A 14,010-nucleotide genomic window follows, 5' to 3' on the forward strand; every position below is an offset into this window, starting at 1 on the left:
CGGTCGGATGCGTGAGTGAGCTGCTGGCCCTCGCCGATCGCGGCGCGGGTGTCCCTCTGCGTGAGCTCGCCCTGGTTGGGCTGACGGCGGCCATCACGACGTTCTTCTGCACTGGTGGCGTGCGGATGTTCGCCACCCGGGTGGGCGCGGTGGCCTACCCGCGCGAGCGTGACGTGCACCTACAGCCGACCCCCCGGATGGGCGGCCTCGGCATGTACTTCGGCGTGTGCGCGGCGATCTTCCTGGCCTCGCAACTGCCCGCCCTGACAAGGGGTTTCGTCTACTCGTCGGGTATGCCTGCCGTCGTCGTCGCGGGCGGCATCATCATGGCCGTCGGGCTCATCGACGATAAATGGGGCCTGGACGCGCTGACTAAGTTCGCGGGGCAGGTCACGGCCGCCAGCGTCCTGGTCACCATGGGGGTGGCCTGGAGCATGATCTACATCCCCTTCGGCGGGGTGGGCACCATCGTGTTGGATCAGATGTCCTCCATCCTGGTCACGCTCGCGTTGACGGTGTCGATCGTGAACGCGATGAACTTCGTGGATGGGCTCGATGGGCTGGCCGCCGGCTTGGGGCTCATTACCGCGGCCGCCATCTGCATCTTCTCGATCGGGCTGTTGCGCAGCCACGGCGGTGACGTCCTGTACTACCCGCCCGCGGTGATCTCGGTGGTGCTCGCCGGGGCGTGCCTTGGCTTCCTTCCGCACAACTTCCACCGGGCACGCATCTTCATGGGGGACTCAGGGTCGATGCTGATCGGCCTGATGCTGGCGGCCGCATCGACAACGGCCGCGGGCCCCATCTCGCAGAGCTCGTACGGCGCCAAAGACATGTTCGTCCTCCTGTCGCCGTTCTTGTTGGTGATCGCGGTGTTGCTGGTGCCCGCGCTGGACGCGCTATTGGCGATCATCCGCCGGACCCGGGCGGGCCGGAGCCCCTTCAGCCCAGACAAGATGCACCTGCATCACCGGCTGCTGCAGATCGGGCACTCGCATCGCAAGGCGGTGCTGATCATCTACCTGTGGGTGGCGATCATCGCCTTCGGAGCCGCCAGCACCATCTTCTTCGAGCCCCGATATGCGGGAGCGGTGGTGGTTGGCGCCATCGGTATCGCCATCGTCGCAACGGTCGTTCCCCTGTTGCGTCGGGAGGAACTCGATCAGCTGCCGGGAGCCGAATCAGGGCTCAGTTCGGCCACCGTTCCACCGGAACCATCGGTGTACGACGAAAAGTAGTAGGGGTGCATTAACCGCCTCTACCATGTGATACGGTTCTGCCATACCCGAAAACTCACGGGTGCCGGCCACACCGGAGCGACGGAATTTTTGGAAAGTCTGTCTAGACATTCCAGGTTCCGCCGGGACCGATCAACTGACCGACAGGGAGCTGCCCATTGAGGTGAGTTCAGCGAGCCCTCAGACCTCCTATAAGGTCTGGAACCGACGAACGCAGTTTTTGTTCCGCCACCCCGACAAAGATGTGAGGTGACACTCCAGGTGACCGTGCCCCAGGCAAGCCCCGATGCTCCGCTGGTTCTTCCGGCATTGGCGTTTCGCCCGTTGCGTCTGGCGGTGTTGTGTGGCGTTCTCGGTGCTCTGGCTCTGCTGGCCTCCGCCCTGCTGGGGCATTGGCAGTTCGGCGTCTTCTTCGTTACTGGGCTTGGACTCGGATTGGTGAACGCTCTCCTCGTTCGCCAATCTGCGGAAGTAATTACCGCACAAGACAATCCAAGCAAACAAAAGATGGCCATCAATTCCGCGGCGCGGTTGATGATCATCACCGTCCTCGCCCTGGTGATCGCATTCGTGTTCCGCCCCGCTGGTCTTGGGGTGTTCTTCGGAGTTGCGTTGTTCCAGGTGCTGCTGGTGTTGACCACCGCTGTGCCGGTGTGGAAAGGGATCCGTTCAGTGAGCAGTGAGCAGGGCGCAGCATGATTACGACATTCCAGGCAGAAGCCGCCATCGAGGTTGGTCATCACAAGCACGCACACTGGGGCTTTCTCGGTGAGGTGAACGTCGACACGATTGTCGCCACCGCCCTGGCCGGGGTAGTCGTGATCGCGCTGGCGCTGTTCTTGCGGGCCAAGGTCACCTCGACCGGTGTGCCCAACGGTGTGCAGCTGTTCTTCGAGGCGGTCACGGTTCAGTTCCGCAACCAGGTTGAGTCGGCCATCGGCATGAAGGTGGCGCCATTTGTGCTGCCGCTGGCCGTGACGATCTTCGTCTTCATTCTCGTCTCCAACTGGATTTCGGTGCTGCCCGTGCAGTACACCGATGACACGGGTAAGACGGCCGAACTGTTGGCCCCCCCGGCCTCGGATATCAACTACGTGTTGGCGTTGGCGCTGTTCGTATTCGTCTGCTACCACATCGCTGGTTTTGCGCGCCGCGGCCTGATCGGCCACCCGATCAAGCTGCTCAAGGGTCACACCTGGGTTACCGCGTTCATCAACCCGATCGAGGAGTTGGCCAAGCCCATCTCGCTGTCGCTGCGGCTCTTCGGCAACATGTTCGCCGGCGGCATCATGGTGGCCCTTATTGCCATGTTCCCCGCGTACATCATGTGGGCGCCCAACGCCATCTGGAAGGCATTCGACCTGTTCGTCGGTCTGATCCAGGCCTTCATCTTCGCGCTGCTGACTGTCCTGTACTTCAGCCAGTCGATGGAAACCGACGAACACCACTAATTACCCAGACCAACCTGAATAGACCCCGGTAGCACAGCTACCACATAATAAGGAGGAAGAAAATGGCGGACCCGACAATTGTTGCTGGTGCCCTCATCGGCGGTGGTTTGATCATGGCCGGTGGCGCCATCGGTGCCGGTATCGGTGATGGTATCGCCGGTAACGCCCTGATCTCCGGTGTTGCCCGTCAGCCCGAGGCTCAGAGCCGGCTGTTCACGCCGTTCTTCATCACCGTCGGTCTGGTTGAGGCTGCGTACTTCATCAACCTGGCCTTCATGGCGCTGTTCGTCTTCGCGACCCCCGGCGCCAGCTAATCGGCATGGGTGAATTGCACAGTGTCGCCACTGCCGTCACGGCAGTAGCGGCGGAAGCCGCCGAAGAGGGTGGGAAGCAGAACAACTTCCTCATCCCCAACGGCACCTTCTTTGTCGTCTTGGCGATCTTCCTGATCGTCCTGGCGGTCATCGGAACCTTCGTAGTCCCGCCGATTCAGCGTGTGCTCAAGGCGCGTGAGGACATGGCCACCAAGACGACCGAGGACAACCGGAACGCCGCTGAGCAATTCACCGCCGCCGAGGCTGACTACAAGGATGAGCTGGCTAAGGCGCGCGGTGCCGCAACTGCGGTGCGTGACGAGGCCAGGGCCGAGGGACGCGGAATTCTCGAGGACATGCGTCAGCGGGCCAATGCCGAAGCGACTGCCGTGAACGCGACGGCCGCAGAGGAGTTGGCCCGTCAGGGCGAGGCAACCTCCGGCGAGCTGGCGACGAATGTCGACAGCTTGTCCCGGACCCTCGCCGAACGCGTTCTCGGCGTGAGCCTTTCGGAACCAGCGAATGCAGGGCGAGGCTAAAAGATGTCGACATTTTTAGGACAGCTCTTCGGTTTCGCTGTCATCGTGTTTCTGGTGGTCAAGTACGTCGCGCCGCCGGTACGCACGTTGATGGCCAAGCAGCAGGACACGGTGCGTCAGCAGCTCGCCGATAGCAAGACTGCGGCGGACAAGCTGGTCGAGGCCGAGGGTGCGCATGCCAAGGCGATCGAAGATGCCAAGGCTGATGCCGCCGAGATCGCCGAGGAAGCCAAGGCGGATGCCGTGCAGATCGCCAAGCAGCTGCGTGAGCAGGCTGACGCTGAGGTTGCGCGGATCAAGGTGCATGGCCAGGAGCAGATCCTGCTGCAGCGCCAGCAGCTGATCCGTCAGCTACGCGGTGACCTCGGTGCCGAATCCGTGAACCGCGCAGGCGATTTGGTGCGTTCACACGTCAGTGACCCCGCGGCGCAGTCAGCCACCGTCGACCGGTTCCTCGATGACCTGTCTCAGATGGCCGGCAGCGTCAACACCGAACGCCGACCGTTGGCGGTCGGGGGAGCGGGCCTGCACGCCGCTAGCCGCGAATCGCTGGCGGAGCAGGTGTCGGCCTTCCAGGCCAATGCGGTCTCGCTCGACAGCCTGACGCTCAACGCGCTGGCCGATGATCTGACCGCGGTCGCCGAGCTCCTCATCAAGGAATTGGTGCTGCGCAAGCACCTGTCCGAGCCGGTCGATGCCAGCGAGCAGGCCGCCAAGGTCGCCCTGGTCGACTCCGTGCTCACGTCCAAGATCGGACGGCCGGCGCTCGAGGTCGTGCGTGCGGCCGTGACGGCCCGGTGGTCGGCGTCCGGTGACCTGATCACCGCGATCGAGCACATTGCCCGCCTCGCGCTGCTGGAGCGGGCCGAGCGCGACGGTCAGATCGACGATGTCGAGGACCAGCTGTTCCGTGTCAGTCGCATCCTCGATGGGGAGCCGCAACTGAGCACGCTGCTGGGCAACACCGCCGCGCCTGCCGCCGATCGCGTGACGCTGCTGAAGAACGTTCTCGCCGGCCGGTCCAACCTGATTGTGACCAGCCTGCTGGCCCAGACCGTGCGCCTGCTGCGTGGCAAGCGTGCCGATATCGCGGTACTTGAGGTCGCCGAGTTGGCGGTTGCCCGCCGCGACGAGTCGGTCGCTCACGTGAAGGCGGCAGCTCCGGTCAGCGATGCGCAGATCACCCGACTGGCTCAGGTGCTCGGACAGATTTACGGACGCACCATTGCGGTGCAGCTGGATGTGGATCCCGACCTGCTGGGTGGTCTCGTCGTCAATATCGGTGACGAGGAAATCGACGGCAGCCTGTCCACCCGGCTCTCCGCGGCCGCCCTCCATCTGCCCAATTAACCCCATTAGACGCATCACCTAAAGACGAGCAGGAAGACGAAAAGCCATGACAGAGTTGACGATCTCCTCGGCCGACATCTCCGGCGCGATCGAGCAGTACGTCGCGACGTTCTCCGCCGACCCCACCCGCGAAGAAATCGGCATCGTCTCCGACACCGGTGACGGCATCGCCCACGTCGAGGGTCTGCCTTCGGTCATGACCCAGGAGCTCCTCGAGTTCCCCGGCGGCGTGCTGGGTGTGGCACTGAACCTCGATGAGCGCAGCGTCGGCACCGTTATCCTCGGTGACTTCCACGGCATCGAAGAGGGCCAGCAGGTCAAGCGCACCGGCGAGGTGCTCTCGGTACCTGTGGGCGATGCCTTCCTCGGTCGCGTCATCAACCCGCTGGGTGAGCCGATTGACGGCCGCGGCGATATCGAGGCCGAGACCCGCCGTGCTCTCGAGCATCAGGCCGCCAGTGTGGTCGAGCGTCAAAGCGTTTCGGAGCCACTGCAGACCGGCATCAAGGCCATCGACTCGCAGACCCCGATCGGCCGCGGCCAGCGGCAGCTGATCATCGGTGACCGCAAGACCGGCAAGACCGCCGTCTGCGTCGACACCATCCTGAACCAGAAGCAGGCCTGGGAGACCGGTGACCCGGCACAGCAGGTGCGCTGCATCTACGTCGCCATCGGCCAGAAGGGCTCGACCATCGCCGCGGTGCGCCGCACGCTGGATGAGGCCGGCGCGCTGGAGTACACCACCATCATCGCCGCCCCGGCCTCCGATGCTGCCGGCTTCAAGTGGCTTGCGCCCTACACCGGTTCGGCCCTCGGCCAGCACTGGATGTACCAGGGCAAGCACGTCCTCATCGTGTTCGACGACCTGACCAAGCAGGCCGAGGCCTACCGTGCCATCTCGCTGTTGCTGCGCCGTCCGCCGGGCCGCGAGGCATACCCGGGTGACGTCTTCTACCTGCACTCCCGTCTGCTGGAGCGTTGCGCGAAGCTCTCGGACGCACTCGGTGCCGGCTCGTTGACCGGCCTGCCGATCATCGAGACCAAGGCCAACGACATCTCGGCCTACATCCCCACCAACGTCATCTCGATCACCGACGGACAGTGCTTCCTGCAGACCGACCTGTTCAACCAGGGTGTGCGCCCGGCCATCAACGTCGGTGTGTCGGTGTCGCGCGTGGGTGGTGCCGCACAGATCAAGGCCATGAAAGAGGTAGCCGGCTCGCTGCGTCTGGAGCTCTCGCAGTACCGCGAGTTGGAGGCCTTCGCGGCCTTCGCCTCCGACCTGGATGCCACCTCGAAGGCCCAGCTGGAGCGCGGCGCGCGCCTGGTGGAGCTGCTCAAGCAGTCGCAGAACTCGCCGTACCCGGTCGAGGAGCAGGTCGTGGCGATCTACCTCGGCACCGGTGGTCACCTCGACTCGGTGCCGGTCGGAGACGTCATCCGGTTCGAGCGGGAATTCCTCGACCATGTGCGCGGCTCGCACGCCGACATCCTGGCCGACATCAAGGAGACCAAGAAGTTCTCCGAGGACACCGAGACCAAGCTCACCAACGCGATCAACGCGTTCAAGAAGAGCTTCGCTGCTACTGACGGCAGCTCGGTGGAGGTCAAGGACGTCGCGGCCCAGGCTCTGGACGAGTCCGAGGTTGGCCAGGAGACCGTCCAGGTCCGCAAGCCGGCTCCGGCAAAGAAGTAGAGCAGTAGGACCTTCAGAAAATGGCTGCACAAATCCGAGAACTGCGCCGGCGGATCAAATCCGCCGGGTCGATCAAGAAGATCACCAAGGCGCAAGAGCTGATCGCGACGTCGCGCATCTCCAAGGCGCAGGCTCGCGTCGTGGCGGCGCGTCCGTACGCGACCGAGATCACCAACGTGCTTACCGCACTCGCCGACGACGCCGCACTGGATCATCCGTTGCTGGTGGAGCGGGCCGAGCCGAAACGGGCCGGTGTACTCATCGTGTCCTCGGACCGCGGTCTGTGTGGTGGCTACAACGCCAACGTGCTGCGTGTCGCCGAGGAGCTGTTCGCGCTGCTGCGTGAGCAGGGTAAGACCCCGGTGATCTACGTGGTCGGCCGCAAGGCGCTGAACTTCTACAAGTTCCGCGGCCGCAAGGTCACCCAGTCTTGGACCGGGTTCTCCGAGCGACCCGAGTACGCGCACGCCCAGGAGATCGCGGGTGTGTTGGTGGACGCGTTCCTGGCGGGTGCCGATGACGACGGCGATGACCCGGGTGCCGACGGCATCCTCGGCGTGGACGAACTGCACATCGTCTACACCGAGTTCAAGTCGATGCTGACCCAGGCGGCCGTGGCCAAGCGGATCGCGCCGATGGAGGTCGAGTACGTCGGCGAGGCCACCGGACCGACCACCCAGTACTCGTTCGAGCCTGACGCCACAACGCTTTTCGCGTCGCTACTGCCTCGTTACCTGGCCACCCGGGTGTACGCGGCACTGCTGGAGGCCGCAGCCTCGGAGTCGGCATCCCGTCGGCGCGCCATGAAGGCGGCCACGGACAACGCCGATGAGCTCATCAAGGGACTCACCCTGGAAGCCAACCGTGCTCGCCAGGCCCAGATCACCCAGGAAATCAGTGAAATCGTTGGCGGCGTTGACGCGCTTGCCTCGGCCGCCGCAAGCGAACATTAGGAAGAGACGAGTAGATGACCGCACCAACTGCTAACAAGACCGTCGGGCGAGTTGTTCGCGTTACCGGCCCGGTCGTTGACGTGGAGTTCCCGCGCGGCGCCGTGCCGCCGCTCTTCTCTGCCCTCAATGCCGAGATCACCTATGAGTCGCTGGCCAAGACGCTGACCCTCGAGGTGGCACAGCACCTGGGCGACAACCTCGTGCGCACCGTGTCCATGCAGCCGACTGACGGCCTGGTGCGTGGCGTGGACGTCACCAACACCGGCAACACCATCGCGGTGCCGGTCGGCGACGGCGTGAAGGGCCACGTCTTCAACGCCCTGGGCGACTGCCTCGACGAGCCGGGCTACGGCAGCGACTTCGAGAAGTGGTCCATCCACCGCAAGCCCCCGGCGTTCGATCAGCTCGAGCCGCGCACCGAGATGCTGGAGACCGGCCTCAAGGTCGTCGACCTGCTGACCCCGTACGTGCGTGGTGGCAAGATCGCCCTGTTCGGCGGTGCCGGCGTGGGTAAGACCGTGTTGATCCAGGAGATGATCAACCGTATCGCCCGCAACTTCGGTGGTACCTCGGTGTTCGCCGGCGTGGGTGAGCGCACCCGTGAGGGCAACGACCTGTGGGTCGAGCTCGCCGATGCCAACGTGCTCAAGGACACCGCCTTGGTGTTCGGCCAGATGGATGAGCCGCCCGGCACGCGTATGCGCGTCGCGCTGTCCGCTCTGACCATGGCGGAGTACTTCCGCGATGAGCAGGGCCAGGACGTGCTGCTGTTCATCGACAACATCTTCCGGTTCACCCAGGCCGGCTCCGAGGTGTCGACCCTGTTGGGCCGCATGCCTTCCGCGGTGGGTTACCAGCCGACGCTGGCCGACGAGATGGGTGAGCTGCAGGAGCGCATCACCTCGACCCGTGGTCGCTCCATCACCTCGATGCAGGCCGTGTATGTGCCCGCCGACGACTACACCGACCCGGCGCCGGCCACCACGTTCGCGCACCTGGATGCCACCACCGAGCTCTCGCGCGCGGTGTTCTCCAAGGGCATCTTCCCCGCCGTGGATCCGCTGGCCTCGTCGTCGACGATTCTGCTGCCGTCCGTGGTGGGCGAAGAGCACTACCGCGTCGCGCAGGAAGTCATCCGCGTTCTGCAGCGCTACCAGGATCTGCAGGACATCATCGCCATCCTCGGTATCGATGAGCTGTCCGAAGAGGACAAGCAGCTGGTGGGCCGCGCCCGTCGTATCGAGCGCTTCCTGAGCCAGAACATGATGGCGGCGGAGCAGTTCACCGGCCAGCCCGGTTCGACGGTGCCGCTGAAGGAGACCATCGAGGCGTTCGACAAGCTCACCAAGGGCGAGTTCGATCACCTGCCCGAGCAGGCGTTCTTCCTCATCGGTGGCCTGGACGACCTGGCGAAGAAGGCCGAAAGCCTCGGCGCCAAGCTGTAATTCGTCGCTAGCGATTTTGAAGGAGGTGCATTGAATGTCTGAGATTGACGTCGAGATTGTCGCCGTCGAGCGTGAGATCTGGTCGGGTAAGGCCACATTCGTCTTTACCCGCACGACCTCCGGCGAAATCGGCATCCTGCCGCACCACATTCCGTTGGTGGCGCAGCTGGTTGACGATGCGGCGGTGAAGATCGAGCGCGAGGGTAATGACGATCTTTGGTGGGCGATTGACGGGGGATTCCTGTCGATCACCGACACCAAGGTGAGCATCCTGGTCGAGTCCGCGCAGGCACGTGCGGATATTGACGAGTCCAAAGCCAAGACCGATTCCGGCTCTGAGGATCCACGAGTAGCCGCGCAAGGACGCGCGCGCCTACGTGCTCTCGGCCAGACGGTTTAGCACTACCCATACGGCCAACCACTAAGGAAACACCGCTTTGAGCGTGACGGCGATGATCGAGATATCGGTCATCGCCGTCCTTGCTTTGGCGGTGACCGCGTTGAGTTTTCGTCTGCTCAAGTTGCGACATGGCGGTACCGCGGCTCTGCTGCGTGACATACCGGAGGCGGGGGAGGGGCGCTGGCGCCACGGCGTCATGCGGTACCGCGAATCTCAAGCGGAGTTCTATCGGCTCTCCAGCGTGCGGCTCTGGGCCGATCGCCGGCTGTCGCGGCGTGAACTCGAGATCATCGACCGGCGGATTCCGCGCGGCGACGAATACGACATCATGACGGCCGAGATTGTGGTGCTGCAGCTGCGCGACGGCGCACGCGTGTACGAAATGGCGCTGGATCGCGGCGCGTTAACCGCCTTCATGTCCTGGGTTGAGTCGCGACCCTCGCGGCGTGCGGAACGCCGCACCCGCTAGGCGCTCGTGCCCACCCGCTAGGCGGGTTGTGCGGGTCCGCCGGGCTTCCAGAGCGTGTCCTTACCGTCGTTGGCGACCCGCGACAGGATGAACAACAGATCCGAGAGCCGGTTCAGATACTTGGCGGTCAGCACGTTGGTGCTGTCGGGATAGGTGTCGATGGCGGCCCAGGCCGAGCGTTCCGCCCGACGCGCCACGGTCCGCGCCACATGTAACAGCCCGGATAGCGCGGTACCACCTGGCAGCACAAAGGAATTCAGCTTGGGCAGATCCGCGTTGTACTCGTCACACCAGCGCTCGAGGCGGTCTATATACGGCTGGGTGATCCGCAGCGGCGGGTATTCGGGGTCGGATATCACGGGAGTCGACAGGTCCGCGCCGGCGTCGAACAGATCGTTCTGGATCTGCAGCAGCACTGCGCCGATCGGCCCGCTCGGGTTCCCGAGCACCACCGCGACACCAATGGCGGCATTCGCTTCGTCGCAATCTGCGTACGCGGCGAGCCGCGGATCATTCTTCGGTACGCGCGAGAAGTCACTCAGACCCGTGGTTCCGTCGTCTCCGGTCCGGGTGTAGATGCGCGTGAGATGCACGCCACTCGATGCTGCCCGCTCGCGCTGCGGGTCCTTCGCGCCTGCGGGTGCGCCATCGTTTCCGTTGCCTCTTCGCCCGCGTGGCTCATCGGTCATGCGTCGAAACGTTACCCGGCTACGCTGTCGGGCGTGAGCGAGCATTTCTTGGTGACCGGCGGCGCCCGGCTTACCGGCAACGTGGCGGTAACCGGCGCCAAGAACAGTGTGCTCAAGCTGATGGCGGCCACTCTCCTTGCGGAGGGAACCAGCACCATCACCAACTGTCCGGACATCCTCGACGTGCCGCTGATGGCGGAGGTGCTGCGGGGATTGGGTGCGACGGTGGAGTTAGAAGGTGATGTCGTCAGGGTCACCTCACCGGACGAACCTAAGTACGACGCCGACTTCGCGGCGGTACGGCAGTTCCGCGCCTCGGTATGTGTCCTGGGGCCGCTGGTGGGCCGGTGTCGACGGGCCAAGGTGGCGTTACCCGGCGGAGATGCCATCGGGTCACGTCCGCTCGACATGCATCAGGCAGGCCTACGCCAGCTCGGGGCGGAATGCGCCATCGAGCATGGGTGTGTAGTCGCAGAGGCAAAAGCATTGCACGGGGCCGATATTCAGCTCGACTTTCCGTCAGTGGGTGCCACGGAGAACATTTTGATGGCAGCGGTGCTCGCCGATGGCGTCACGACCATCCACAACGCTGCGCGCGAGCCGGATGTGGTGGACCTGTGCACCATGTTGGTGCAGATGGGCGCCCAGATAGAAGGTGCCGGGACGTCGACATTGACGGTAATCGGCGTCTCCAAGCTTCATCCCACCGAGCATCGCGTTATCGGAGACCGAATCGTCGCTGCCACTTGGGGTCTCGCTGCCGCGATGACCCGCGGTGACGTCACTGTTACCGGAGTCGATCCGGAACACCTGCAACTGGTGCTGCACAAGCTGCATGATGCCGGCGCCACAGTTACTCAGAACGACAACGGATTTCGCGTCGTTCAGTACGAGCGTCCCAAAGCGATAAACGTAGCGACGTTGCCGTTCCCTGGATTCCCAACTGACCTGCAGCCCATGGCAATTGGGCTCGCCGCGATAGCAGACGGCACATCCATGATCACCGAGAATGTCTTCGAAGCCCGATTCCGCTTCGTCGAGGAGATGATGCGGCTGGGGGCCGATGCCCGGACCGATGGACACCACGCTGTGGTCCGGGGGATCCGGCAACTGTCCAGTGCACCCGTGTGGTCATCGGACATCCGGGCAGGCGCGGGGCTGGTCTTGGCGGGCCTAGTGGCGGATGGCGTCACCGAGGTATACGATGTCTTTCATATCGACCGCGGTTACCCGTTGTTCGTGGAGAATCTCCAGAGCTTGGGTGCCGAAGTCGAGCGGGTCAGCTAGCGCTGACCACCCCCGAAACCCGAAGTTGACTCAAGTTCACTGGACTTGGTACAGTGGTCGGGTTGCCCTGAAAGAGCGAGGCTGGGACAAGGAAGCGATTCCGAAATTCCAGTCTTAGGTTTGGTGCGCAAGTGACCAGCCAAAACCCGGAGTTTGACTCAAGTTCACCGAACTTGATACGGTTCCCGGGCCGCTCAGGAAGAGCGAAAGTCGAAATAGACGAAGAAATTCGGAAATCTCGGCGATCGGATGGTGCGCAAGTGACCAGCCAAAACCGGGAATTTGACTCAAGTTCACCGAACTTGATACGGTTTCCCAGCCGCCCGAAAGAGCGGAAGTCGAGATAAAAGAAGAAATTCAGATATCTCGGCGATCGGATGGTGCGCAAGTGACCAGCCAAAACCGGGAATTTGACTCAAGTTCACCGAACTTGATACGGTTTCCGAGCCGCCTGAAAGGGCGGAGGCAAGAATAAGGGAAGAAATTCCCGAATTCATAGCCACAACAAATAAATGTGTTGTTTGAGAACTCAATAGTGTGTCAGTGTTTATATAGACATTTTATGTCGATAACAATTCTTTTGACAGTTGTTTTGTCGGGATTAAATTTTTGTTTGGAGAGTTTGATCCTGGCTCAGGACGAACGCTGGCGGCGTGCTTAACACATGCAAGTCGAACGGAAAGGCCCTTCGGGGTACTCGAGTGGCGAACGGGTGAGTAACACGTGGGTGATCTGCCCTGCACTCTGGGATAAGCCTGGGAAACTGGGTCTAATACCGGATAGGACCACACACTTCATGGTGAGTGGTGCAAAGCTTTTGCGGTGTGGGATGAGCCCGCGGCCTATCAGCTTGTTGGTGAGGTAATAGCTCACCAAGGCGACGACGGGTAGCCGGCCTGAGAGGGTGACCGGCCACACTGGGACTGAGATACGGCCCAGACTCCTACGGGAGGCAGCAGTGGGGAATATTGCACAATGGGCGCAAGCCTGATGCAGCGACGCCGCGTGAGGGATGACGGCCTTCGGGTTGTAAACCTCTTTCAGTAGGGACGAAGCGAAAGTGACGGTACCTACAGAAGAAGGACCGGCCAACTACGTGCCAGCAGCCGCGGTAATACGTAGGGTCCGAGCGTTGTCCGGAATTACTGGGCGTAAAGAGCTCGTAGGTGGTTTGTCACGTTGTTCGTGAAAACCCACAGCTTAACTGTGGGCGTGCGGGCGATACGGGCAGACTAGAGTACTGCAGGGGAGACTGGAATTCCTGGTGTAGCGGTGGAATGCGCAGATATCAGGAGGAACACCGGTGGCGAAGGCGGGTCTCTGGGCAGTAACTGACGCTGAGGAGCGAAAGCGTGGGTAGCGAACAGGATTAGATACCCTGGTAGTCCACGCCGTAAACGGTGGGTACTAGGTGTGGGTTTCCTTCCTTGGGATCCGTGCCGTAGCTAACGCATTAAGTACCCCGCCTGGGGAGTACGGTCGCAAGACTAAAACTCAAAGGAATTGACGGGGGCCCGCACAAGCGGCGGAGCATGTGGATTAATTCGATGCAACGCGAAGAACCTTACCTGGGTTTGACATGCGCAGGACGTATCTAGAGATAGGTATTCCCTTGTGGCCTGCGTGCAGGTGGTGCATGGCTGTCGTCAGCTCGTGTCGTGAGATGTTGGGTTAAGTCCCGCAACGAGCGCAACCCTTGTCCTATGTTGCCAGCGGGTAATGCCGGGGACTCGTAGGAGACTGCCGGGGTCAACTCGGAGGAAGGTGGGGATGACGTCAAGTCATCATGCCCCTTATGTCCAGGGCTTCACACATGCTACAATGGCCAGTACAGAGGGCTGCGAAGCCGCAAGGTGGAGCGAATCCCTTAAAGCTGGTCTCAGTTCGGATTGGGGTCTGCAACTCGACCCCATGAAGTCGGAGTCGCTAGTAATCGCAGATCAGCAACGCTGCGGTGAATACGTTCCCGGGCCTTGTACACACCGCCCGTCACGTCATGAAAGTCGGTAACACCCGAAGCCAGTGGCCTAACCTTTTGGAGGGAGCTGTCGAAGGTGGGATCGGCGATTGGGACGAAGTCGTAACAAGGTAGCCGTACCGGAAGGTGCGGCTGGATCACCTCCTTTCTAAGGAGCACCATTTCCCAGTCGAATGAATTGGGAACATAAAGCGAGTATCT

Annotated in this window: 13 protein-coding genes and 1 rRNA gene; 13 read left to right on the forward strand and 1 reads right to left on the reverse strand. The window is 62.5% G+C overall.

Annotated features, from left to right (window positions below; all coding sequences use genetic code 11):
- The first annotated feature begins 11 nt into the window (after window positions 1-11).
- From DSM43276_RS06525 to DSM43276_RS06575, 11 genes are all read left to right on the forward strand, one after another.
- Window positions 12-1,238, forward strand: a complete 1,227-nt coding sequence (locus DSM43276_RS06525) for a glycosyltransferase family 4 protein (protein WP_078328811.1) — start codon at window positions 12-14, stop codon at window positions 1,236-1,238.
- Between the two features lie 261 nt (window positions 1,239-1,499).
- The gene (locus DSM43276_RS06530; protein WP_191986610.1) at window positions 1,500-1,937 is read left to right on the forward strand and encodes an ATP synthase subunit I; all 438 of its coding nucleotides are present in this window, start codon (window positions 1,500-1,502) and stop codon (window positions 1,935-1,937) included.
- The gene (gene atpB / locus DSM43276_RS06535) at window positions 1,934-2,689 is read left to right on the forward strand and encodes a F0F1 ATP synthase subunit A (protein WP_078325316.1); all 756 of its coding nucleotides are present in this window, start codon (window positions 1,934-1,936) and stop codon (window positions 2,687-2,689) included. The genes DSM43276_RS06530 and atpB overlap by 4 nt, the downstream gene beginning before the upstream one ends.
- A gap of 62 nt (window positions 2,690-2,751) precedes the next feature.
- Window positions 2,752-3,003, forward strand: a complete 252-nt coding sequence (locus tag DSM43276_RS06540) for a F0F1 ATP synthase subunit C (protein ID WP_030094898.1) — start codon at window positions 2,752-2,754, stop codon at window positions 3,001-3,003.
- A gap of 5 nt (window positions 3,004-3,008) precedes the next feature.
- Window positions 3,009-3,542 (forward strand): F0F1 ATP synthase subunit B, encoded by a 534-nt coding sequence (locus DSM43276_RS06545; protein WP_078328813.1) that lies wholly within the window; start codon window positions 3,009-3,011, stop codon window positions 3,540-3,542.
- Between the two features lie 3 nt (window positions 3,543-3,545).
- On the forward strand, window positions 3,546-4,892 hold the full coding sequence (locus tag DSM43276_RS06550) for a F0F1 ATP synthase subunit B/delta (protein WP_078328814.1): 1,347 nt from the start codon (window positions 3,546-3,548) through the stop codon (window positions 4,890-4,892).
- 46 nt (window positions 4,893-4,938) lie between these two features.
- Window positions 4,939-6,588, forward strand: coding sequence for a F0F1 ATP synthase subunit alpha (gene atpA, locus DSM43276_RS06555; protein ID WP_078328815.1), 1,650 nt, complete (start codon window positions 4,939-4,941; stop codon window positions 6,586-6,588).
- Between the two features lie 20 nt (window positions 6,589-6,608).
- Window positions 6,609-7,541 (forward strand): F0F1 ATP synthase subunit gamma, encoded by a 933-nt coding sequence (locus tag DSM43276_RS06560; protein WP_078328816.1) that lies wholly within the window; start codon window positions 6,609-6,611, stop codon window positions 7,539-7,541.
- Between the two features lie 14 nt (window positions 7,542-7,555).
- Window positions 7,556-8,986 (forward strand): F0F1 ATP synthase subunit beta, encoded by a 1,431-nt coding sequence (gene atpD / locus DSM43276_RS06565; RefSeq protein ID WP_078325321.1) that lies wholly within the window; start codon window positions 7,556-7,558, stop codon window positions 8,984-8,986.
- A 34-nt stretch (window positions 8,987-9,020) separates the two neighbouring features.
- Window positions 9,021-9,386 carry a F0F1 ATP synthase subunit epsilon gene (locus tag DSM43276_RS06570; protein WP_046252978.1) on the forward strand — a complete coding sequence of 122 codons (366 nt, stop codon included), beginning with the start codon at window positions 9,021-9,023 and terminating at the stop codon, window positions 9,384-9,386.
- Between the two features lie 52 nt (window positions 9,387-9,438).
- The gene (locus DSM43276_RS06575; protein WP_078289481.1) at window positions 9,439-9,855 is read left to right on the forward strand and encodes a DUF2550 domain-containing protein; all 417 of its coding nucleotides are present in this window, start codon (window positions 9,439-9,441) and stop codon (window positions 9,853-9,855) included.
- Window positions 9,856-9,872: 17 nt separating this feature from the next.
- Here the strand turns inward: DSM43276_RS06575 and DSM43276_RS06580 are convergent, their stop codons facing one another.
- A complete protein-coding gene (locus tag DSM43276_RS06580) occupies window positions 9,873-10,448 on the reverse strand; it encodes a cob(I)yrinic acid a,c-diamide adenosyltransferase (RefSeq protein WP_078328841.1) in 576 nt (191 codons plus the stop codon).
- A gap of 129 nt (window positions 10,449-10,577) precedes the next feature.
- On the opposite strand from DSM43276_RS06580, the gene murA reads away from it, so the two are divergent.
- On the forward strand, window positions 10,578-11,831 hold the full coding sequence (gene murA, locus DSM43276_RS06585; protein WP_078328817.1) for a UDP-N-acetylglucosamine 1-carboxyvinyltransferase: 1,254 nt from the start codon (window positions 10,578-10,580) through the stop codon (window positions 11,829-11,831).
- A gap of 610 nt (window positions 11,832-12,441) precedes the next feature.
- A 16S ribosomal RNA gene (locus DSM43276_RS06595) occupies window positions 12,442-13,957 on the forward strand.
- Window positions 13,958-14,010 lie beyond the last annotated feature (53 nt).

The sequence above is a fragment of the Mycobacteroides salmoniphilum genome, from assembly GCF_004924335.1.
Lineage (GTDB): Bacteria > Actinomycetota > Actinomycetes > Mycobacteriales > Mycobacteriaceae > Mycobacterium > Mycobacterium salmoniphilum.